18 protein-coding genes are annotated in these 22,789 nt (G+C 51.5%); 16 read left to right on the top strand and 2 right to left on the bottom strand.

Translation table 11 applies throughout. The annotated features are described in order from the left end of the window. Positions 1-13: 13 nt before the first annotated feature. From ligA to nudC, 8 genes are all read left to right on the top strand, one after another. The gene (gene ligA / locus EKM84_RS07260; protein ID WP_125765120.1) at positions 14-2,047 is read left to right on the top strand and encodes an NAD-dependent DNA ligase LigA; all 2,034 of its coding nucleotides are present in this window, start codon (positions 14-16) and stop codon (positions 2,045-2,047) included. A gap of 22 nt (positions 2,048-2,069) precedes the next feature. Beyond that, entirely contained in the window at positions 2,070-3,215 is a 1,146-nt protein-coding gene (locus EKM84_RS07255; RefSeq protein ID WP_125765119.1) for a CamS family sex pheromone protein, read from the top strand. 237 nt (positions 3,216-3,452) lie between these two features. Then, entirely contained in the window at positions 3,453-3,764 is a 312-nt protein-coding gene (gatC, locus tag EKM84_RS07250) for an Asp-tRNA(Asn)/Glu-tRNA(Gln) amidotransferase subunit GatC (protein WP_125765118.1), read from the top strand. Beyond that, positions 3,765-5,234, top strand: a complete 1,470-nt coding sequence (gene gatA / locus EKM84_RS07245; RefSeq protein WP_125765117.1) for an Asp-tRNA(Asn)/Glu-tRNA(Gln) amidotransferase subunit GatA — start codon at positions 3,765-3,767, stop codon at positions 5,232-5,234. Then, positions 5,234-6,655 (top strand): Asp-tRNA(Asn)/Glu-tRNA(Gln) amidotransferase subunit GatB, encoded by a 1,422-nt coding sequence (gene gatB / locus EKM84_RS07240; RefSeq protein ID WP_125765116.1) that lies wholly within the window; start codon positions 5,234-5,236, stop codon positions 6,653-6,655. Before gatA ends, gatB begins: the two co-directional genes overlap by 1 nt. Before the next feature lie 17 nt (positions 6,656-6,672). Next, on the top strand, positions 6,673-7,683 hold the full coding sequence (locus EKM84_RS07235; RefSeq protein ID WP_125765115.1) for a diacylglycerol kinase: 1,011 nt from the start codon (positions 6,673-6,675) through the stop codon (positions 7,681-7,683). 74 nt (positions 7,684-7,757) lie between these two features. Next, positions 7,758-9,125, top strand: coding sequence for a 23S rRNA (uracil(1939)-C(5))-methyltransferase RlmD (gene rlmD / locus EKM84_RS07230; protein WP_125765114.1), 1,368 nt, complete (start codon positions 7,758-7,760; stop codon positions 9,123-9,125). Positions 9,126-9,478: 353 nt separating this feature from the next. After that, positions 9,479-10,306 carry an NAD(+) diphosphatase gene (gene nudC, locus EKM84_RS07225; protein ID WP_125765113.1) on the top strand — a complete coding sequence of 276 codons (828 nt, stop codon included), beginning with the start codon at positions 9,479-9,481 and terminating at the stop codon, positions 10,304-10,306. 70 nt (positions 10,307-10,376) lie between these two features. Here nudC and EKM84_RS07220 read toward each other — a convergent pair whose 3' ends face one another. Continuing rightward, entirely contained in the window at positions 10,377-10,739 is a 363-nt protein-coding gene (locus tag EKM84_RS07220) for a helix-turn-helix domain-containing protein (protein ID WP_125765112.1), read from the bottom strand. Positions 10,740-10,905: 166 nt separating this feature from the next. Between EKM84_RS07220 and EKM84_RS07215 the strand changes: the two genes are divergently transcribed. The 8 genes from EKM84_RS07215 to EKM84_RS07180 all read left to right on the top strand — a co-directional run bounded on the left by EKM84_RS07215 (position 10,906) and on the right by EKM84_RS07180 (position 20,967). Continuing rightward, positions 10,906-11,151: a helix-turn-helix transcriptional regulator gene (locus EKM84_RS07215; RefSeq protein WP_125765111.1), complete on the top strand. Its 246-nt coding sequence runs from the start codon at positions 10,906-10,908 to the stop codon at positions 11,149-11,151. A gap of 471 nt (positions 11,152-11,622) precedes the next feature. Continuing rightward, on the top strand, positions 11,623-12,480 hold the full coding sequence (locus EKM84_RS07210; RefSeq protein WP_125765110.1) for a hypothetical protein: 858 nt from the start codon (positions 11,623-11,625) through the stop codon (positions 12,478-12,480). Between the two features lie 368 nt (positions 12,481-12,848). Beyond that, a complete protein-coding gene (gene deoC, locus EKM84_RS07205; RefSeq protein WP_125765109.1) occupies positions 12,849-13,535 on the top strand; it encodes a deoxyribose-phosphate aldolase in 687 nt (228 codons plus the stop codon). A 31-nt stretch (positions 13,536-13,566) separates the two neighbouring features. Further along, a complete protein-coding gene (locus EKM84_RS07200) occupies positions 13,567-14,754 on the top strand; it encodes a phosphopentomutase (protein ID WP_125765108.1) in 1,188 nt (395 codons plus the stop codon). 31 nt (positions 14,755-14,785) lie between these two features. Beyond that, the gene (gene deoD, locus EKM84_RS07195) at positions 14,786-15,493 is read left to right on the top strand and encodes a purine-nucleoside phosphorylase (protein ID WP_125765107.1); all 708 of its coding nucleotides are present in this window, start codon (positions 14,786-14,788) and stop codon (positions 15,491-15,493) included. 551 nt (positions 15,494-16,044) lie between these two features. Continuing rightward, positions 16,045-17,001: a sugar-binding transcriptional regulator gene (locus tag EKM84_RS07190; protein WP_125765106.1), complete on the top strand. Its 957-nt coding sequence runs from the start codon at positions 16,045-16,047 to the stop codon at positions 16,999-17,001. Positions 17,002-17,038: 37 nt separating this feature from the next. After that, positions 17,039-18,337 (top strand): pyrimidine-nucleoside phosphorylase, encoded by a 1,299-nt coding sequence (locus tag EKM84_RS07185; protein WP_125765105.1) that lies wholly within the window; start codon positions 17,039-17,041, stop codon positions 18,335-18,337. A 1,106-nt stretch (positions 18,338-19,443) separates the two neighbouring features. Next, the gene (locus EKM84_RS07180; protein ID WP_125765104.1) at positions 19,444-20,967 is read left to right on the top strand and encodes a gamma-glutamylcysteine synthetase; all 1,524 of its coding nucleotides are present in this window, start codon (positions 19,444-19,446) and stop codon (positions 20,965-20,967) included. 46 nt (positions 20,968-21,013) lie between these two features. Here EKM84_RS07180 and EKM84_RS07175 read toward each other — a convergent pair whose 3' ends face one another. After that, a complete protein-coding gene (locus tag EKM84_RS07175) occupies positions 21,014-22,336 on the bottom strand; it encodes an APC family permease (protein ID WP_125765103.1) in 1,323 nt (440 codons plus the stop codon). Positions 22,337-22,789: the final 453 nt, after the last annotated feature.

The raw sequence follows: 22,789 nt of genomic DNA, 5'->3' as shown, positions 1-22,789 counted from the left end.
TGGGAGGAATTTGATGACTGACAAACCCATTAAAACCTTAACGGCGGAGCAAGCCGCTGCCGAGGCAGCAGAGCTCCGGCCCCAGTTGCTTACCTGGGGTAAACAATATTACGATGCGGATGCACCAGTGGTAGCAGACGACGTATACGACCGCGTTTATGCCCGGTTAGTCGCCTTGGAAACGGCCTTTCCAGAAATCGTGACGCCGGAGTCACCCACCCAAAAAGTTGGGGGCACCACGCGGGGCGACCTGCCTAAGGTGACCCATGAGATTCCCATGCTGTCGTTGGGAGATGTCTTCTCCATTGACGAGCTCAAGGAATTTGATGAACGTCTTCGCGGCAATGTTGACGAGGACTTTGACTATAATTGTGAATTAAAGATTGATGGCCTGGCCATTTCGCTGCGGTATGAAAACGGTGAATTCGTGCAGGGCTCGACGCGGGGCAACGGGCAAATTGGTGAGGACATTACGGCCAACTTGAAGACGATTCCGTCCATTCCCCAGACCCTGAGCCGGCCACTGACGATTGATGTCCGGGGCGAATGCTACATGCCTAAGGCAGCCTTTCTCGCGCTGAATGAGCGACGGGAGGCGGCCGGCCAGGCACCCTTTGCCAATCCCCGGAACGCGGCGGCGGGGAGCCTGCGCCAACAAAATACGCAGGTGACCGCCGACCGCAAGCTGGCAACCTTCATGTATAACATCGCCGACTACGAGCCGTTAAACACGCGGAGTCAGAGTGGCTTGCTGGATGAACTGGCCGAACTCGGCTTTACCACGAATCCAGCCTACCAGGTTGCCCACAACATGGACGACGTGGCGGCCTACATCGACCGCTACCAGGGACAACGGTCCGACCTGCCTTATGGGATCGATGGCATCGTGATCAAGGCCAACTCCTTGCCGCTTCAACGGGCGATTGGGGCGACGGTCAAAGTGCCTCGCTGGGCGATTGCCTACAAGTTCCCACCTGAAGAGGTTCAGACGACCGTCTTAGATATTGAGTGGACGGTCGGCCGGACGGGTATCGTGACGCCAACTGCGGTCATGACCCCCGTTGCCTTGGCTGGGAGCACGGTTGCGCGGGCATCCCTGCACAACCCCGATTACCTGACGGCCAAGGATATTCGATTGGGCGACACGGTCCTGCTACACAAGGCCGGGGACATCATCCCCGAAATTTCTCAGTTTGTGGCGGCTAAACGCCCAGCGGATGCGGAACCCTATCCCATTCCCACGAACTGTCCATCCTGTGGGGCGAAGCTCGTCCACCTGGATGAGGAAGTGGCGCTACGGTGCATCAATCCGCGGTGTCCAGCCCAATTAGCCGAGGGGATGAATCACTTTGCCTCCCGGAATGCCATGAACATCGCCGGCTTGGGTCCGCAGATTGTGGCGCAACTGTTTGACCGTAAATTGGTCGATGATGTGGCCAGTCTTTACCGGCTGACGACCGACCAATTATTAACTTTAGATAAATTTGGGGAGAAGTCAGCCCAAAACCTCTTGACAGCGATTGATAATAGTCGCAATAATTCATTAGAACGTTTGCTATTTGGCTTAGGGATTCGCCACGTGGGCGCTAAAGCCGCGCGGTCAATTGCGGCTGAATTCGGTGATATTGGCAGTCTGATGGCGGCTGACAGCGAGAGCATCTCTGCCATTGACACGGTTGGTGGCATCATTGCTGACAGCGTCGTCACCTATTTTGCCAGTGATCAGGTTCGTGAATTGATTGATGAACTCCGTGCGGTCGGGGTCAACCTGACGTATACCAGTGGGGCGGCAACGCCCGTGGATACAGAGGGCCAGTTTGTTGGTCAGCGCATCGTGTTGACCGGGAAGCTCCAAGAACTGAGCCGACCAGAAGCGACCGCCTGGCTCGAGCAACACGGGGCCACGGTCACGGGGAGCGTCTCCAAGAAGACGGACCTACTGATTGCGGGTGAAGCCGCCGGTAGCAAGCTCACCAAAGCCCAGTCGCTCAACGTTCCAGTCTGGAACGAAGCGCAACTACAGGCAGCGATGAACGAAACGAAATGATGACTTTAGGAGGAAACAAGTCGTGAAACGGTTACGAACCTTTATTGCGTTGGCCGCGGTGCCGTTATTTTTGGCCGCGTGTGGCAATTTAAGTAGTTCCAGTATGTCCGGAACTTCCGGCAACAGTAAGTCCGGGGGAACCCAATTAACGGGACAAAGCAGCGATGGTGATTACGAAGGGGTCATTAAGAGTGGCCACTACCAAACGAGTAAATCGCGTGGGGTAACCAACAGTCAAGACTCTGGGAACACGTACAACCTGAAGAGCTTTGAAAACGGGATGCTGAACGTCTCGAAGAAAGTCTTCTCCACCAAGAAGTATTTTTTCCAAGAAGGCCAGCATCTGACGGCTTCGACCGTGCAGGACTGGTTAGACCGGAAATCTAAGTCGAATGCCACCGGGTTAAATCCCGCCAGCAACGGCTCCACGTCGGCTACTGGTCGGAATCCAATTTACATTCAGGCCTTAGAAGAACAAGATTACATGACCCAGAAGAACAACAAGCTGAGTCTGGGCGGGGTCACGATTGGGATTGCGGTCAACTCCGTGGATTACTACAAGAAGACCCAGTACGGGTCTACGTTTGAGACCAAAATCAGTAAGGCGGCTGGTGAAGCTTACGCTAAGAAGGCGGCTGACACCGTCCTCAAGCGGTTGCGGAAGAAGTCAGTCCTGAAGAACGTGCCAATCGTCATTGCCATCTACCGGCAAGCTTCGAACGATAGCTTGGTCGGGGGCGATTTCATTGCCTACTCGAACAACAAGGCGGGCGCCACGAGCGTCTCCAGTTGGACGGCGTTAGGCGAAAAGAATTACGTCTTTCCCGTTGAGAGTGGCGAGAGCAGTCCTAACAGCAACGATGAAAGTTCCTTCTCAAACTTCAAGACAGAAGTGCAAAACTTCTTCCCGAACTTGAGTGGGGTCACCGCACAGGCCCATTACAATGGGAAATCGCTGACGGGGATGCACGTGAACATCCAGACGCAGTTCTACAGTCAAACGGAAATCATTAGCTTCACGCAGTATCTCCAGACGGCCGCACAAAAGTATCTGCCATCCGGGGTGCCGATTGACATTACGGTGTCATCGACGGACGGCGTGCAGAGCTTTTTGAACCGGACCACCGGCTCGAAGAAGTTCACGAGTCACGTCTTTAACAGTTATTAAAAAATAGGGGTCGTTATCCTGTTCACCACATGACGAGGTGAGGGGGTAACGGCCCTTTTTTTGAAATTTAACGTGACAGCGACCGCTTGCCTGAAACTGGTGGCGTTTCCATGGAAGTTTTCTTGTCATAATCTTTGGCGTCCCACGGATATATGGTAGAATGTTAATGTATGTTTACCCTGGGAGTAGTCCGGAGTGAACGGTGAATTGCGGATAAATTAGAAAGAGGGATAATTGATGGCTAATCGAATTAATCGAGAACAAGTTCAACACGTTGCCGGCTTGGCAAAGCTTGAATTTACGGATGCCGAGTTGGACGCGTTTACGCCTCAACTGGACGACATTATCGGTATGTTTGAAACGCTGAGCGAAGTTGATACCGATGGTGTTGACGTGACCAGCAACGTTTCCGACCAAATCAACGTCATGCGTGAGGACGTCGCCGATAACTGGGGACAAAGTGAAGACCTGCTGCACAACGCACCAGACGCAGCTCGTGGCTTCATCAAGGTACCTGCCATCATCGATGAAAGCGAGGATAACGCGTAAATGAATTATTTTGACAAGGATCTCGCTAGTCTACACGCCGACCTGGTTGCCAAGAAGCTTAGCGCTAAGGAATTAACGCAAGCAACCTTCGACAACATCAAGGCAACCGACCCAAAGATCGATGCTTTCTTAAACTTAAACGAAGACGCTGCCTTAGACCAAGCAGCAAAAATTGATGCGCAGGGAATTAACGCCGATCAACCACTGGCCGGGATTCCCATGGGACTGAAGGATAATATCGTGACCAAGGGCTTAACCACGACGGCCGCTTCCAAGATTTTGGCCAACTTCAACCCCGTCTATGACGCTACGGTCGCTGAAAAGCTGGCCGACGCACAGATGATCAACGTGGGGAAGACCAACCTGGATGAATTTGCCATGGGTGGGTCAACCGAAAACTCTGCCTTCAAGACGACCAAGAACGCTTGGGACCAAACCAAGGTTCCCGGTGGTTCTTCAGGTGGTTCTGCGGCCGCTGTTGCCTCAGGCCAAGTGCCCGTTACGCTAGGTTCAGATACCGGTGGCTCTATTCGTCAACCAGCTGCCTTCAATGGGATTGTCGGGATGAAGCCCACGTACGGCCGCGTTTCTCGGTGGGGTCTGATTGCCTTCGGGTCTAGCCTGGACCAAATTGGCCCAATGACGCGGGGCGTGAAGGATAACGCCACAGTTCTGAGTGCCATCGCGGGTCATGACGACCACGATTTGACCAGCTCAACGCAGGCAGTGCCTAACTTCGCTGCCGACCTGAATGACGCCACGAGCGTTAAGGGCATGCGAATCGGTTTGCCAAAGGAATTCTTGGCCGAAGGGGTCAACGAAGACGTCAAGGCTGCCATCTTGGCTGCTGCTGACACCTACCGTAAGTTAGGTGCCACGGTCGATGAAGTTTCCTTACCACATAACAAATATGGGGTAGCGGCTTACTACATCATCGCCTCCTCAGAAGCCTCTTCTAACCTGCAACGGTTCGATGGGATTCGTTACGGTTACCGGGCTGACGACGTGAAGAATTTGGAAGACGTCTACGTGAAGTCTCGTTCCGAAGGATTTGGCGAAGAAGTTAAGCGCCGAATCATGTTAGGGACGTTCTCCTTATCCGCTGGATTCTATGACGCCTACTTTATCAAGGCGGCCAAGGTCCGGACGGTCATTATCAATGACTTTAAAGCGGTCTTGAAAGACCACGACTTTATCATGGGTCCCGTTGCACCAACCACGGCCTTCGGTATCGGTGATGAAATCAAGGATCCAATCACGATGTACATGAACGATGTCTTGACGATTCCCGTGAACTTAGCCGGGCTCCCAGGACTATCCTTACCTGCTGGCTTCAGCAACAACTTGCCAGTCGGTATGCAACTCATCGGTCGGCCATTTGACGAAAGCACGCTCTACAAAGCGGGTTACGCCTTCGAACAAAACACTGACTTTCATTTAGAAGTACCCACGTTAGGAGGCCAAAACTAATGAACTTTGAAACAACGATTGGGCTGGAAGTCCACATTGAGTTAAAGACCCATTCAAAGATCTTTAGCCCATCACCAGTTGCCTACGGGGCCGACCCTAACGCCAACACCAACGTCATTGACTGGGGTTACCCAGGGGTTCTGCCAACCACCAACAAGGGCGTCGTTGCTGACGGTATCATTGCCGCCTTGGCCTTACACGCTACGGTGGAACAACACACCCACTTTGACCGGAAGAACTACTTCTACCCCGATAACCCGAAAGCTTACCAAATCACGCAATCCGACAAGCCCATCGGCCATGATGGCTGGGTGGAAGTCGACGTTGATGGCGTGAAAAAGAAAATCGGAATCTCTGAAATGCATATTGAAGAAGATGCCGGGAAGAACACCCATGAACGGGACCACTCCTACGTCGATTTAAACCGGCAAGGGACGCCCCTGATTGAAATCGTGTCGAAGCCAGACATCGCTTCTCCAGCCGAAGCCTACGCTTACCTGGAAGCCTTACGGCAACGCATCCAATTCACCGGGATCTCCGATGTGAAGATGGAAGAAGGGTCCATGCGGGTCGACGTCAACATTTCCGTGCGGCCAGTGGGTCAGGAGAAGTTCGGGACCAAGACGGAATTGAAGAACTTGAACTCGTTCAACTACGTGCAACGTGGGTTGGAATACGAAGAAAAGCGGCAACAACAAGTCTTGATGTCCGGCGGCGCTGTGCAACAAGAAACGCGGCGGTTTGACGAAAAGACTGGCGAAACCATTCTGATGCGGGTCAAGGCCGGCTCAGATGATTACCGTTACTTCCCAGAACCAGACTTGCCAGCCCTGAACATCAGTGATGACTGGATCAAGGAACTCGACGCTGCCATGCCAGAAATGCCAACGAAACGGCGCGAACGTTACGTCAACGAGTTAGGCTTGACGGACTACGACGCTATGGTTATCACCCAGACCAAGGAAATGTCTGACTTCTTTGACGCCACGGTTGCCTTAAAGGCTGACCCCAAGATGGCCGCTAACTACCTGCAAGGGGACGTTAACGCCTACCTGAACGAGAAGCAAGTTGACTTGCAAGCCACTAAGCTGACCCCAGCCAACCTGGCCGGCATGATCAACCTGATTTCTGATGGCACCATTTCCAGCAAGATGGCTAAGAAGGTCTTCAAGGCCATCACGGATGGTGAAGAACCTAAGGCTTACGTGGAAGCTCACGGTCTGGTTCAACTATCAGATCCAGCGAAGTTACAACCCATCATTGACGATGTCTTGTCAGCTAATCCACAGTCCATCGAAGACTTTAACAACGGGAAGAAACGGGCCGTTGGTTTCTTAGTTGGTCAAATCATGAAGCAAACTCATGGTCAAGCCAACCCACAAGTTGTTAACAAATTGTTGATGACGGCATTACAGCAATAGAACATTGGAGGCACATCATGCGTAAACGGGCACGGGTCATTTATAATCCGACTTCAGGACGCGAGGCGTTGAAGAAAGACCTAATCGATATTTTAGCGGTGTTTGAGCAGGCAGGCTATGAAACCAGTGCCTACGCCACGACACCCGCACCAAATTCAGCACGCGATGAGGCGACCCGGGCGGCTAAAGCCGGGTTCGAACTCGTCGTGGCAGCCGGGGGCGACGGGACCATCAACCAGGTCGTCAACGGTTTGGCTGGCTTACCTCATCGTCCGAAGATGGCCATTATTCCTGCCGGTACCACGAATGATTATGCCCGGGCGTTACACATCCCACGGGAAGATCCGTTGGCGGCGGCGAAGGTCGTGCTGAAGGACCAAACCATTAAGATGGACATTGGTCAGGCCAGTGATACCTACTTCATCAACATTGCGGGTGGGGGTCTGTTGACCGAGTTGACCTACGACGTGCCATCTAACCTGAAGTCGATCTTCGGGTACTTGGCCTACCTGATGAAGGGAGCAGAACTCTTGCCCCGCATCAAGCCAATCGAAATGGATCTGACCTATGATGGCGGTCATTTCCGGGGGAAGGCATCCATGTTTCTCCTTGCGCTGACCAACTCTATTGGCGGGTTCGAGCAGATTGTGCCCGACGCGGCGTTGGATGATGGTAAATTTACCATGATCATCGTGAAGACGGCCAGCATGCCGGAAATCTTGCGGTTGATGGGCTTAGTCTTAAACGGGGGTAAGCATATCAACGATCCCCACATCATTTACGAGAAGACCAGTAAGGTGATTGCCCGGCCCGTTGAAGACCGGATGATGATCAACCTGGACGGCGAGTATGGTGGGGATGCGCCGATGAAGTTCCGCAACCTGCGGCAACACATTGAAATGTATGCCAATCTGGATGATATTCCGGATTCGGCGGTCACCAGTGAATCTCCCGAATTGTTAGCGGCGGAGCAAAACTTCGTCAAGCAAGTCGAGAGTTTGCCGGAAGACCAAGACACTGATGTCTAGAGAGTAACTGGGAGGGATTTTGCGCGACGAATGAGCAGCAAAATCCCTTTCTCATTAAAGAAATTGAGGTTAATATGAAAACAAAAGCACCAGTAAGTAAAAACGAACGACTTGACGTGACCATCGCCGACCTGACTTATCAGGGGATGGGCGTGGCTAAGGTCGACGACTTCCCATTGTTCATCGAAAACGCCTTACCTGGCGAAGAGATCACCATCCAAGTGACCAAGGTTCAGAGCCACTACGGCTTTGCCCGGGCTATCTCTTGGCAAACGGAATCCGCTGACCGGGTCAAGGACGTGGACAAGACCTACCGGCAAACCGGTATCGCGCCGTTACAACACCTGGCTTACCCAGCCCAACTGACCTTCAAGCAACACCAAATCAAAGAACTCTTCAGCAAGGCCCACCAAGACGTTGACGTCGCTGAAACACTGGGCATGGCTAACCCCACCCAGTACCGGAACAAGGCGCAAGTCCCTGTTCGCATGATCAAGGGTCAGTTGGAGACCGGCTTCTACCGGCAACACAGCCATGAATTGATTCCGTTGACGGACTTCTACATTCAAGACCCCGCCATCGACGAAGCCATCGTGAAGGTTCGCGATTTGCTGCGTCAATTTGAAATTCCTGCCTACAACGAAATCAGTGACAAGGGTGTTATCCGCAACATCATGGTTCGTCGTGGTTACTACAGCCACGAGATGATGATCGTGTTGATCAGTCGTCAACAGAAGTTGCCTAGTCAGGACCAACTGGTCGACCAAATTCACAAGGCCTTGCCTGAAGTTACCAGCATTGTCTTGAACGTGAACGCCAAGAAGACCAACGTCATTATGGGGAATGTGACCCGGACGTTGTATGGCAAGCCAACCATTGAGGACACCTTGATGGGCTTGACCTTTGCCATTTCCGCGCGGTCATTCTACCAAGTCAACCCGCAACAGACTGAAAAGCTGTACCAAATGGCCATCGACAAGGCTGGCCTGACCGGGGCCGAAACCGTCATCGATGCTTACTGTGGTATCGGGACGATTTCCCTGGCATTGGCTAAGCACGCTAAGCAAGTGTACGGGGTCGACATCGTGCCCGAAGCCATTGAAGACGCTAAGGTCAACGCGCAAAAGAACCATTTGACCAACGTGGACTTCTTCGTGGATAAGGCTGAAGACCAAATGATCCAGTGGCAAGCATCCGGCATCAAGCCCGACGTTGTGGTGGTTGATCCCCCACGTAAGGGCCTGGCTGAAACCTTGATTGCCTCTACTGCCAAGATGGGGCCTAAGAAGGTCGTCTACGTCAGCTGTAACCCAGCAACACTGGTGCGTGACGTGGCCCGGTTCCAAGAACTCGGCTATGAAATCGACGGGCCAATTCAACCCGTTGACCAATTCCCACAAACCCCACACGTTGAATCTGTGACTGTGCTGGTTAAGAAGTAATTTTTTATCGACATCCGCTAGCTTAATTGCTGGGGGATGTTTTTTTGTCCCCAGTTAATTTTGGAGAAAATATCGGTTTACTGAATAATTCTGGTCAGCAATGACCCAATCCGACCGTTTAAGATGGCTATTAACCGTTTTGGGGGCAGTCTTTTGCTTGGTTGGGTATTTAGACCAATTAGGGGAATCGACCGCTATTTTGGCGATTTTTCGCAGGGAAAGGTCAAAATAGCCAGGAGATGAACAAATGTAAGTATCTAAATCTGACTATTGTAAAATCACGGTAAACGCGTAAAATGAATGCTGATTGAGAGATGTAATGATAGGTATAGGGCATTGAGAAAGTTGGGGAAATGATGTTTCAAGATATTAGTCCCAAGGTTTTTGACAATCACTATGAGCAACGGCGCGCGCCCCGGGATAGCGATTACGTTGTGATCTATGACAATCGACAAATTATCCTCGGCCCCGAGCAGCGGTTGCCAAACTACCGCGAGGCCGTCCGCCAGTGGCAGCTTTCACCGGCGCAGATGACCTACTTGTTCAGCGTCGATGAGACGGGGTTCTACCTGGTTGGTCAGCGGGTTGCCACGACGGCCGCGTATCAGTATCAGTCCGTCGCTAGTTTTCAGAAGGTTGAACCGGCCTGGTTGGGCTTCGCTGGTGCGACCGCGGCACATCTAGCCTGGTGGTATGAAACCAATCGGTTCTGCGGGCGTTGTGGGCATGCCATGCGACCGGACGAACAGCAACGGGCGCTGACCTGTGGGCATTGTGGCTATCAGGTTTTTCCACGGATCTCCCCAGTGGTGGTCGTGGGCGTGACCAAGGGTGATCAGATCCTATTGACTCAGTACGCGGCTGGGTATAAGCCCTACACCTTGATCTCGGGATTTGCTGAAATTGGTGAGACGCTGGAGGATGCTGTTCGCCGTGAGGTCCAAGAAGAGGTCGGACTGCACGTCCACAATCTGCGTTACTTTGGCAGTCAACCATGGGCGTTCTCCGAGTCGCTACTGGTTGGCTTCTTTGCCGAACTTGACGAAGACGTGACCATTGATTTGGAACGCGACGAGTTGGCCCAGGCCAAATGGTTCGACCGCGATAAGATGCCGACCGATGGTGCCAAATTTATCTTGGCCTATGAGATGCGCAAAGCCTTCCGTGATGGCCGCGTGTAAGCAAAGCATTTAGTCGAGACGAAAAAGCAGCCCTGGCGAGTAATCTGCCGGGGCTGTTTTAACGAAACCGTTACTTAGATGAGTGGTCCAATTGGGCCCTTAATTGTTGCTGGGCGAAAGTTAAGACGGCTTTTTGACGTTCGGGGGACAGCTGCGAGAAGATGGCTTCAAAACAAACATCGTTTTCTAACAGGTCGTCACCGTAACGGGGATCAATTGCGGATTTATGTACGCCTAATGCATCCGCCAGTCGCTGAACATTGCCAGGGCTGGGGGTAGAACGTTGGGCAAAGTAGCCCGAAAGCGTCGAGGTCGGAATGTCCGTTTTTTCTGCCAGTTCTGCCTGGGTCATGTCCCGACTAGCTGCTTTGAGGTTTTGGGCAATAATCCGCCGAATATTGCGTTCAAATGGAGATAATTCATGGCGGGGCACTACGTTCACTCCTTTTAAAATTAATACTAAGGTTAAATTTCACTTATTATCGTCATTATAACGAATTGTGACTAGACAAGCAAACAAGAAACTCCTATCAATCAATAATTGACAAAACGAATAAACTCGTTTAATATGTGGAAGTGATTGTAAGGAGGATTCCGTGATGGATAAGCTGCAAATTACACTAGAGGCTGCACGCCACAATGCGGGATATTCACAAAAAGAGGCGGCGGCCTGTCTAGGTATCCATTACCAAACGTTGGCTGCTTGGGAACGAGATAGCTCAAACTTGGGAATTAAAACCATTGAACGTTTGTCCCAACTTTACCAGATTCCTAAAAACTATCTGTTCTTTGGCAAGAAGGCTGAATTTATTCAAACAATCCGACAACGTGCGGCCAAAGGATAAGTTAAGGGTCATTTATTCAGGGGGGAGTCACCGGGCTGATCCGGTTAATCAAACAGGCTTAATTAATTATCGCGAGGGATAGCCCTGGCGATTTTTTTCGGTAGTAAACTTTTCTGGTGGCTGATGATTGATGACCAAACATTATTGGGTAGGGTTATCCTCCTTTCACCAGGATTAAGGACTATGTGGCTGACAGGGATGAACAATGTGATCACCAACTTAATGCTGGAACCAATGAGTTACTGATTAACTTGGTGTTGATGTGATGATAGCTGATTCTCACGGAGAAAGCTACTTTAATGCTTAGGTGCCGTAAAATTAGTCGTCCCTGAACCATTTATCCCAATGATTATTGACAAACAGTGATACTGTGGCTAGACTGAGAAGGTTAGGTGCGTTGTCCACTTGCTGGAATGTGGTGAAATGCACCGACAAATTGGCTGCGGTTGTGGTCGGTAGGGGATGGAACAGATGAAGAAGAGTATTGTGGGATTGTTAGTTTTCGGCGGGTTAATCGGGGGTGGCCTGGTGCCACAGACGGCGCACGCTGACAAGAGTTATCAATTGAATTGGGTGCATTCGCGAGCATATAATCCATTTAATTTTCGCAAGTCGGGGTACAAGCATTACGCGTACACCTTACATAAAGTTAGACATAACCGTTATCGTTTGAAGCGGGCGTATCGTTTAGGGACTATGAAAAATAAGGTGGTTTATCAGGTTAAGGGCATCTCACTGGGAGACAAGCACCCGACTGAATACGAATATGTGACTTACAAAGGTAAGGGCGCCTGGGTCAATGAAAAATACTTAACCTATTACAATGGGCGGAAGAAACAAACGAAGCGTAGTTCCGAGACCAACAGTCAGTTGACGACGCCAACAACGTCTTCAACCGCAACCACCATGCCATCGACGACTACCAAGCCTACCAAGTCGACCGCGGCCACTAAGACCGCGGGGAGTAAGACCCAATCAAGTCAGACGACGCCGACTGCTACCAACAACGCTAAACTCTACATCAAAGACACCAAACATGTGTCCTGGAATGATTGGCTAAGTCTGCCGGATCTAAAGGGCGAGGTCAATGGTTTAACGTTCTATTACGTTGATGATGTACCTTACGATGAAGACGGCTTTCCTTACGTCACGCAAAGTCTATTTTCAGTGCCCATGCAGGTCAGCATCATGAAGAGCGACTTCACGCCGGCAACCTATAAGGCCATTACGGACAAGTGGGATACCTACTATGTTAGTGAGAAGCATGCGTTGTTCTGCCCCACCAACACAGAAGTTGGTCAGAAGATTCGGGACAACATGCCAGACTAGTTCGCTGCTGCCTGAGAGAAACTGGCTGACGACTGCTAGGAACGCTTGGTAACAAATTCGTACTTGAAGACCAAATTTACCAGAAATCGACCGGATTTTTAATCCAGCCGATTTTTTTGAAAAAATTTTTTCTAACAAAATGAGGGGCTTTAACGTCCGTCCCCTGAACTAATTAATTTCACAAGTAAAAATGAAAACGTTATCAGAACGGGCTTCAATTAAGTAAAACGGTAAACCCGGAAAGTGAAACTTTTCTTGCAGGATTCTGCACAAAGGTGCACGTTTTTGAACAGCGGTTCAATTCAGGGGTTTACAAATGTGCAGGAATTGGGTATGCTATTGGTGATAAATGAAAGGGGTTTCATATAATGACATTAACGAAAGCACAATTAGCAAAATACATTGACCACACTAACTTAAAGGCAGATGCAACTAAAGACAGCATCAAAGAAACTTGTGACGAAGCAAAGAAATTTGACACGGCTTCCGTCTGTGTAAACTCCTACTGGATTCCGTTCGTTGCTGAGCAATTGAAGGACAGCGACGTTAACCCAATCGCCGTTGTGGGCTTCCCACTCGGGGCCATGGCAACTGATAGCGAAGTCTTCGAAGCGCAAAAGGCTATCGATGACGGCGCCGAAGAAATCGACATGGTGATCAACATTGGTGAATTAAAGTCTGGTAACAATGATGTTGTTGAAGCTGACATCAAGTCATTGGCCGACGCTGTTCACGCCAAGGGTAAGATTTTGAAAGTTATCTTGGAAACTTGCCTGTTATCCAAAGACGAAATCGTTCTCGGTTGCAAGTTAAGCGAAAAGGCCGGCGCAGACTTCGTGAAGACCTCAACTGGTTTCTCAACTGCCGGTGCCAAGGTTGAAGACGTTAAATTGATGCGCGAAACTGTTGGCGACCGCTTAGGCGTTAAGGCTTCTGGTGGTGTTCATAGCTGGGACGAAGCCGTTGAAATGATCGATGCCGGTGCTAGCCGTTTAGGTGTCAGTGCCACGGTTGCTATCTTGACTGGTGCACCAGCCGAAAAGTCCGGTTACTAGAATTTAATTTGTGAAAGCGGGTAAATAAGGTATGAAGTACAAACGTATTTTTGGCTTAGTAATTGACTCAGTTGGTGCCGGGGCCGCTCCCGATGCCGCTAAATATGGCGATGAAGGCGCAGATACGCTGGGCCACATCGGCCAGCATTTCGCCGGCAAATTAGCCTTACCAAACATGGCTAAGATTGGGTTATCTAACTTGCGTGACACCCCCATCGAAGGGGTTCCCGTTGCGGATAATCCTAAGGCCTACTACGGTAAGATGCGCGAAATCTCAGCCGGTAAGGATTCCATGGATGGTCACTGGGAAATGATGGGCTTGCCAGTTCGTAAAGCACTGAGCACGTTCCCTAACGGCTTCCCAGCCGACATCATCGACAAATTGGAAGCGTTCTCTGGCCGCAAAGTCATTGGTAACCGGCCAGAATCCGGGACCAAGATCATTGCTGAATTAGGGGAACAACAGATGGCCAAGGGCGACTTGATCGTCTACACCTCTGGCGACTCCGTTTTGCAAATTGCTGCCCATGAAGATGTCATTCCTTTGGCAGAACTTTACAAGATCTGTGAGTACGCGCGTTCATTGGTCAACGGCCCAGAATACTTAGTCGGCCGGATCATTGCACGGCCATACGTTGGCCCTGACAAGGACCACTTTACCCGGACCGCTAACCGGCGTGACTTCACGTTGGAACCAACTGGCGAAACTGACCTGGACCGCTTACAAAAAGCTGGTGTCCACGTCGTTGCCGTTGGGAAGACCAATGATATCTTCTCCGGTCATGGGATCGACGAAGGCTACCATAACGAAAGCAACATGGACGGGATGGACCACGTCGACCACGTCATGGCAGAAGACTTTACCGGTTTCTGCTTCATTAACTTAGTTGATTTCGATGCTATGTATGGCCACCGGCGCAACCCAGAAGGTTATGGGCAAGCACTGATGGACTTTGACAAGCGCCTCGGCACTGTCTTAGACAACATGCATGACGATGACCTGCTGATGATCACCGCTGACCACGGGAACGACCCAACCTTTACAGGTTCCGATCACACTCGTGAACAAGTGCCATTGCTGGTTTACTCACCAAGCATCAAGCAAGGTGGGAGCTTAGGCGTTCGTTCACCGTTCTCTGACTTTGGGGCAACGGTCTTGGATAACTTTGGCGTGGCTGGCAACGATGAAGGCCACAGTTTCTTGGCAGACTTGAAATAGGTAACCACAACCATTTTAGGAGGAACTAATCATGAGTAACCATATTGAAGCTAAAAAGGGCGACATTGCTGACACTGTTTTACTTCCCGGTGACCCATTACGGGCAAAGTACATTGCTGAAACCTTCTTAGAAAACCCAGTTTGCTACAATAAGGTCCGGAACTGCTTTGGCTACACCGGGACTTACAAGGGCAAGCGTATCTCCGTGCAAGGCACTGGGATGGGGATTCCTTCAATTTCCATTTACGCCAACGAACTGATTAGTGAATACGGCGTAAAGACGTTGTTCCGGGTAGGGACTTCCGGTGGGATGAGCCCAGACGTTCACGTTCGCGACGTGGTCTTGGCCCAATCCGCTTCAACGGATTCTTCCATTATCCAAAACACCTTTGGCGCAGGGATGTACTACACTCCAATCAGTGACTTTGGTCTGTTGGACACCGCTTACCACGTGGCCCAAGACTTGAAGATCCCAGTTCGGGTGGGGAACATCTTAGCCGAAGATCGGTTCTACAACGACGAAATGGATCGGCAAAAGCTGATTGATTACGGTGTGATTGCCACTGAAATGGAATCAACGGCGCTCTTCCTGTTAGCTGCGAAGTACCATGTTCGCGCACTTTCCGTCTTGACCATCAGTAACCACTTGATTACCGGTGAATCAACGACGCCAGAAGAACGGGAAAAGTCCTTCAACGATATGATCAAGGTTGCTTTAGACACAGCCGTTAAAGCGTAATGAAGTGGCGGGTGCGGACTAAAGAGACGCGCCCGCCTTTTCTATTAGGTAATGAACCAGAGGGTGAATAGCTAAGTGGCTACTCAAACTATCCTGGTGAAGATAATTTGGGTAGGTCAAGGGTGAAACACTCTTTGGATAGTTAGCGAAAAGTATCAGTGCCGGGACCGTGGCGCTCGGAACCGGCGGCTGATAGGAACAGAGCGCCTGGTACACAGACAGCCAAGTGATTATGGCATGACTGTGAATCAGACGGTAGGTATTTGGCTACGAAAGTGAAAATGGTAACGTCGTTGTTAGTGACCAGAGGTGGGTCAAGGTGACCGGCTGTGTCGATGGTCTTAACTGAGTGATTTTCTCAGTTTAGAGCATGGGACGACCTTTGAGACCGGACTATGGCTCAAAGGCGAGGTGGAAGCCCGCATTTCAGGCTGGAACCGGCCCCACAGCAGGGCACCTTGAACCCACCGGCGGGAACGACCACATCGTCGTGTTTTCACTATTCGTCGCACCAAAGAAAATAAATAACCAATAATGAGGAGGAAATGGGAATGGCAGAGACGACCGAACAGCGCTTGGCCCAAGGACTAACCGTTGCCAAGATGTATTACCAAGCTGATCAGAGTCAAAGTCAGATTGCCCAACAGTTGGGGATTTCCCGGCCGACGGTTTCCCGGCTCCTTCAGTTTGCTAGAGAACAAGGCTTAGTGCGAATTCAAATCGTGGACCCCGTGCAGGACGTGCAGACGCTGGAAGATGCGTTAGGTGCGGCCTATCACGTGGAGGTTCACGTGGTGCCCACGCAGTTGACCGCAACTGGTGACATTTTAAACGCGGTGGGGTCGTATGCCGCTCGCTATCTCGAAGACATTGTGCAGGAACACGATGTTATCGGGATTGGTTGGGGCAAGACCATCTACGCCATTGGCTCCAATTTACAACCCGATACCCTGACCGGGGTAGAGGTCATTCAACTTAAGGGGAGTGTGAGTTACTCCACTGAGCACACCTACGCTTACGAGAGCATCGACGCCTTTGCCAATGCTTTTCACGCGGTGCCGCAGTACTTACCACTGCCCGTCATCTTCGACCACCAACAAACTAAGGAATTGGTGGAGAAGGAACGGCACATTCAGTATCTGCTTGAGTTGGGCGAGAAAGCCAATATCGCGATTTATTCTGTCGGGACGGTCCGCAACAATGCGTTGGTCTTTCAGCTGGGATACCTGCAGGAACCTGAAAAGGAATCCTTACAGGCCCATGCGGTGGGGGATATCTTCTCGCGCTACATTGATGAAAATGGTGAAATCGTTAATCCACAGCTGAATGAACGGACCATCGGCATTAATTTAGAAAGCTTAAAGCAAAAGGAACACTCAATTCTGGTGGCGGCCGGGGATGCCAAAGTCCCCGCCGTGAAAGCAGCCTTACTGGGCGGCTACCCGAATTGCCTCATTATTGATCAACACGCAGCAGCACAACTACTTAAGGACACGCCGAAACAGTAGCGACGTTTATCCCAATTAGAAATGGAGTGGCTGAAACATGAGAATGGTAGATATTATTGATAAGAAACGTAACGGTGGCGAATTAACTAAGGAAGAAATCCAAACCTTCGTTGATGGGGTAGTTTCCGGTGAAATTCCAGATTACCAAACCAGTGCCTTCTTGATGGCAACGTACTTCAACGACATGACCGACGCTGAACGCTCAGAGCTGACCATGGCCATGATGAAGTCCGGGGACCATTTGGACTTATCCAGCATCCCTGGCATTAAAGTCGACAAGCACTCGACCGGTGGTGTGGGTGACAAGACCAGTATTCCATTGGCGCCAATCGTTGCCGCATTAGGAATTCCCGTTCCAATGATCTCTGGCCGTGGCCTGGGTCACACGGGTGGTACTTTGGATAAATTGGAAGCGATTCCAGGATACAAAGTTGAAATCAGTGAAGACGAATTTAAGAAGCAAGTGAAGGACCAAGGTTTGGCTATCGTTGGGGCTACTGGGAACATTGCCCCCGCCGACAAGAAAATCTACGCGCTGCGGGACGTCACCGACACGGTTGACTCCATTCCGTTGATTGCTAGTTCCATCATGAGCAAGAAGATTGCTTCCGGGACCGACGCCTTAGTTATCGACGTTAAGACCGGTGCGGGTGCCTTCATGAAGACCTTGGACGACTCACGTGAATTGGCCAAAGCCTTAGTGGGTATTGGTAAAGGGGTCGGCATGAACTGCATGGCCATCATTTCCGATATGAACCAACCTTTGGGGAACGCCATTGGGAACGCCTTGGAAATCAAGGAATCCATCGACCTCTTAAAGGGCCAAGCACCAGCCGACATTACCGACTTAGTCTTGACGTTAGGGTCTCACATGGTTGTCATGTCTGGGAAGGCTGACGACTTGAAGACGGCCCGGGCAATGTGTGAAAAGACCATCGAAGACGGCTCCGCATTGAAGAAGTTCGGCGACATGATCGAAGCCCAAGGCGGCGACCGGAGTGTCATCGAACACCCAGAAATCATGCCACAAGCCAAATACAAGATTGACTTGCCAGCCAAGTCTGACGGGGTTGTCAGCAAGGTTGAAGCCGATGAAATGGGTATCGCCGGGATGTTACTCGGTGGTGGCCGGCAAAAGGCTGACGACAAGCTGGACTACGCGGTTGGTATCATGATGAACAAGAAGATCGGTGACGCCGTTAAGACCGGCGACACGCTCTTGACCATCTACAGTAACCGTGAAGATGTTGATGACATCAAGGACATGCTTTACAAGAACATTGAAATTAGCGATTCAGCTAAACCAATTACGCTGATTCACGAAACGGTTCGGTAGTCAGAACCGCGCTTCATCTCCTACGAGCCAGTCGGCGTTCCTTGTCGGCTGGCTCTTTTTTGTTGTTGGGGTCCGCTCCCGGCGGCGGTCTTCGCTACCGCTGCTGTGGGGAACGACTGCGGCCTGAGAAGCGGTCCTCCGTCTCGCCTAGAAACCTCGCCAAGGGGCGCGAGTTTCCCAGGTCGTCCCGTGGTGTAAGGCCGAGAAAAAGCACTCGGTCTAACACCACCGACACAGCTGCGTCCGCGAAACCGCCTCTGGTCGCTAACAACGGCTGAAAGAGCCGGCTGGCAGAGGTTGATGCCGGTGCTGACGGCCGTGGCTGCCGTCCCTAGACTAGCATCGGTTCTTTGCTTGAGTGATTGTGGGAAACAACCGCTGTTTGAGAAGCGGGCTTCCACCTCGACTTTGAGCCTGAGGAGCGGTCTCAAAGGTCGCCCCATGGCCTAAGCTGAGTGAGGGACCTCAGCTAACGCCATCGACACAGCAGGTCACCTTGATTCGCCTCTGGTCGCTAACAACGGCTGAAAGAGCCGGCTGGCAAGGGTAGTGGGTGATGATGCGGGTACTGACAGTTTTGGTTGACGTCTCTGAACTAGTATCGGTTCCTTGCTTGAGTGATTGTTGGGACCGACTGTGGTTAAAAGGCAGCTGGTAAGGTTGTCATAGCTATTGGAAAATAGCATGAGTAGTTGGTATTCCCGAAGAACTAGGGCTGCGGAAAACTTTACGTGAATGATGGTCCAAACGTGTTGAAAATAGGTGGTCCGTGTTAGTGACCAGAGACGGGCCAAAGTCACCAGCTGTGTCGATGGTCTTAACTGAGTGGTTTTCTCAGTTTAGAGCATGGGACAACCTTTGAGACCGCCCCCCAGGCTCAAAGTTGAGGTGGAAGCCCGCCCTACAGGCTGGAACCGGCCCCACAGCAGGGGACTTTGAGCCCGCCGCCGGGAACGAAGGGACAACACGTATTTTCATTATCCCGGTGGATGGGTTACTCACTAAATTTTTTTGAAAAAAGTTAGCCAATATCAGTGACACGGGCCCCTTTTTTGTTTACACTTTAGGTTAAATCAGTCATCTTAAGGTTAGGGGATGTTACCGCCATGCTGGACAACTTATTAGCGGTTATTCGCGAAGAAAACTTATCAGAACAGCTTTATCACAGCCTAGTGGGGCTAGAGATTGAAGAGCAGCGAATCGACCAGCATGGCCGGTTGAGCCGCCGCCCACACCCTAGCCAACTGGGGTCCCGGACTTTCCATCCGTATTTTCAAACGGACTTCACCGAAAGTCAGTTGGAGGTCATCACCGACCCCAACCCCAATATCGGGGGAACGTTGGACCAACTCGATACGTTACAAACGGTGGCGTACCGCTCACTGGAGGGCGACGACCGCATCTGGCCGTTGAGCATGCCGCCGGTGGTGGACGACACGGATCTACAGTTTATTGCGGATCACTTTGACCGCCCGGCGATTCGACCGTACCGGGAGTACTTGGTCAAGAAGTACGGCCTGCAACACGGCTGTTTGACCGGAGTCCACGTCAACTATAGCTTGCCGGACCCCGTCATTCATCGGTTGTACAGCCATTACACCACCGAATTCAGTTCGCTGGTTGCCTTTAAAAATGCGTTGTACTTCCGGGTCGCCCAAAATTTTGTGCGCTACCAATGGTTGTTGACCTACCTGTTCGGGGCCAGTCCCATCGCAGAAAAGGGCTTCTTCGAGACTGTGCCGGCGGATTTACAGGAACCCGTGCGTAGTATTCGTAACAGTCCTTACGGTTTCGTCAATTTTCCACAAGAACAGGTGACCTATGCCTCACTGACGGCGCATTTAACGCAACTTCAGGACCGTATCGACGAGGGCACTTACTTCTCTGCCCACGAATTTTATGGGCCGGTGCGGCTCAAGGGACGGGCCAACGCGCGTGACTTCTTGACCGGGGGCATCCAATACCTGGAACTCAGAGACTTTGACAACACGCCGTTCACACCCAACGGGGTCAGTCGCCACGCGATGTACTTCCTGAAAATCTTCATGTTGTACCTGCTGACCCAACCGGAGCCGGAAAATCTAGCAGAAACGCTGGCGGCTGCGCGGACCAAGAACCAGACGGTCGCGTTGGAGAACCCCCTGACGGCCACGCAGTATCAGCTGGAGGGGGAGCAGATCTTCCATGAAATGCGGGAGATGGCCCAGTCCCTACAGACGCACATTGAGCAGTGGGACATCATCGACGACCTTGAGGAAGTCCTGACGCATCCCGAGTTAACGCCGGCAGCCAAGTTGTTGACCCACGTGGAGAATGGTAGCCTGATGAAATTTGGGCAAGCCGTGGCACGCAAATGGTATCACGACCGCATCAATACGCCGGCCTTGTTGCCACAGCTTCAGCAACTCTCTGATCACGCGCAACGATTTGTGATGACCGCCTTGCAAGCCGGCATCCGTTTTTACCAGGTGCGTGACGAAAATGGCGCCGACCTCCTGATGTTTACCTTTGATGGCATCACTCAGGTGTTGGAGGACCGGGATACTCGTGTGCCCGACGCCGAGGCCCGCTTGCGACAACTGTTCCCTGATTTACCGGCGTTACCAGCGCCCTTACATTACGAAAACTAACGAAAAATGGCTCACACAAGTTTAGCGCTTGCGTGAGCCATTTTGTTTAATTAGTGGTTTTATGACGTTGGTGCCAGAAATAAATTGGCAGGCCAATCAGGGTGAGGAGCAGCCCGGTGACGGCGAGGCCCGTTTCGGTGATCAGCGTGGTTGCCAGGATGAAAATCCCCCCAACCAGCGCAATCAGCGGAATCACGGGATAACCTGGGACCCGGTAAGGCCGGTTGAGCTCGGGTTCCGTCCGCCGTAATTTGAAGACGGCGATGAAGATGAGACAGTTGAAGACCCACATCACGAACACCAGCATATCTGTTAAGAGATCAAAGCTCCCCATAAACATCATGATCAGGGCGATGACGAACTGCACGCTCCCCGCAAAATAGGGCACGTAGGTCCGCCGGGATAATTGGCGGAAGTATTTGGAAAAGGGCAGGCTATCTTCCTCGGCCATGGCGAAGGGTACTCGCATCCCCGTCAGCGTGTAGCCGTTGATGGCGCCGTAGACGGAAATCAAGATGCCAATCGTGACCAGCTTGCCGCCAAATTGGCCGAACAGTTTCATGGATGCATCGGCCGCAGCGTTTTGATTACCCGCAATCAGATCGATGGGCAACGTCTTTAAGAACACCAGGTTGACCAGCGTATAGATTAGGGTGATACCGGCCAGGCCAATGATGATGGCCCGGGGCAGGTCGCGCTCGGGATGCTTCATTTCCCCGGCGATGTTCCCGATGCTGATCCAGCCGTCATAGGCAAACATCGTCGCCAACAGGCTGGAGCTGAAGGCGCTGCCCCAGTTGAGGTGGTCACCGGTGGTAATTGGCCAGAGGTGAATCGTGGCGTTGGCCGGCGCAAACAGGCCGATCCCGACGATGACGATAATAGGAATCAATTTAAAAATTAGGGCAATCGACTGAACGGACCCGCCGACCTTAGCGCCTAAAAAGTTTAAGCCAGTGATGCTCAGACCACACAGAATGGCGACCGGTAACTGCCAGGCGCTACTCAGATGAAATAGGGCGACCCATTGCGTCCCAAAAATAATCGAGAGGGCCGCGATGTTTGCCGGGTAATAGACCAATAGCTGCGCCCAACCCATTAAGAAACCCACAGGCTTGCCGTAGGCGTACTCCAGGTAACGCATGGCGCCCCCGGTGCGGGGAATCGCGGCGGCGAGTTCGGCACTCGTCAGACCCGCACAGATGGTCAAAATCCCACCCAAAATCCAAGCAGCTAGCGTCATGTTAGCGGAGTGGTTGGCAGCCACCACGCTAGCGGTCTTGAAGAATACCCCACCACCGATCACGGTTCCCATCACGGTTGCCAGGGCAGTAAACGTGCCGATTTCTCGACGTAGTTCTTTTGCCAAAGTCTTAGACTCCTCTCTTCTCTCAAATGACTGATTTTACCATTATAGCACTTAAATTTAGCGTTGTGTGCAGTTGAAGCAGAGATATGTGAAAGGATGTCACGACGGTGAGAAAGCGATTAGACGAGCAGGGAGGGGGTATTTAAGCAGTTATACTTTTGTGGGAATATTTAAGGGGCAAGTAGTCATGGCAGACGAAATGATTAGGTGAATACTATCTGACAGTGAAATCGAATTGTTAGTGACTGCATTGGCGGTGAATAGGCAGGGTTCACTGGTTGGGGATGGTTAACGTTACAGTTATACCAACTACAATACCGTTTGTACCGGGCTAAACACGTGTCAGCCGCAGAGATGGTGAAAATTCACCTGTTAGAGAAGTGACCAGAGGTGCGCCAAGGTGCCCAGCTGTGTCGGTGGTCTTGGCTGAGGTTCTTTCTCAGCCTAGCCCAC

Source organism: Levilactobacillus mulengensis (assembly GCF_003946045.1).
Taxonomy (GTDB): Bacteria; Bacillota; Bacilli; order Lactobacillales; family Lactobacillaceae; genus Levilactobacillus; species Levilactobacillus mulengensis.
The sequence above is the reverse complement of the archived record's forward strand: the minus strand, read 5'-3'. Positions and strand labels throughout refer to the sequence as shown.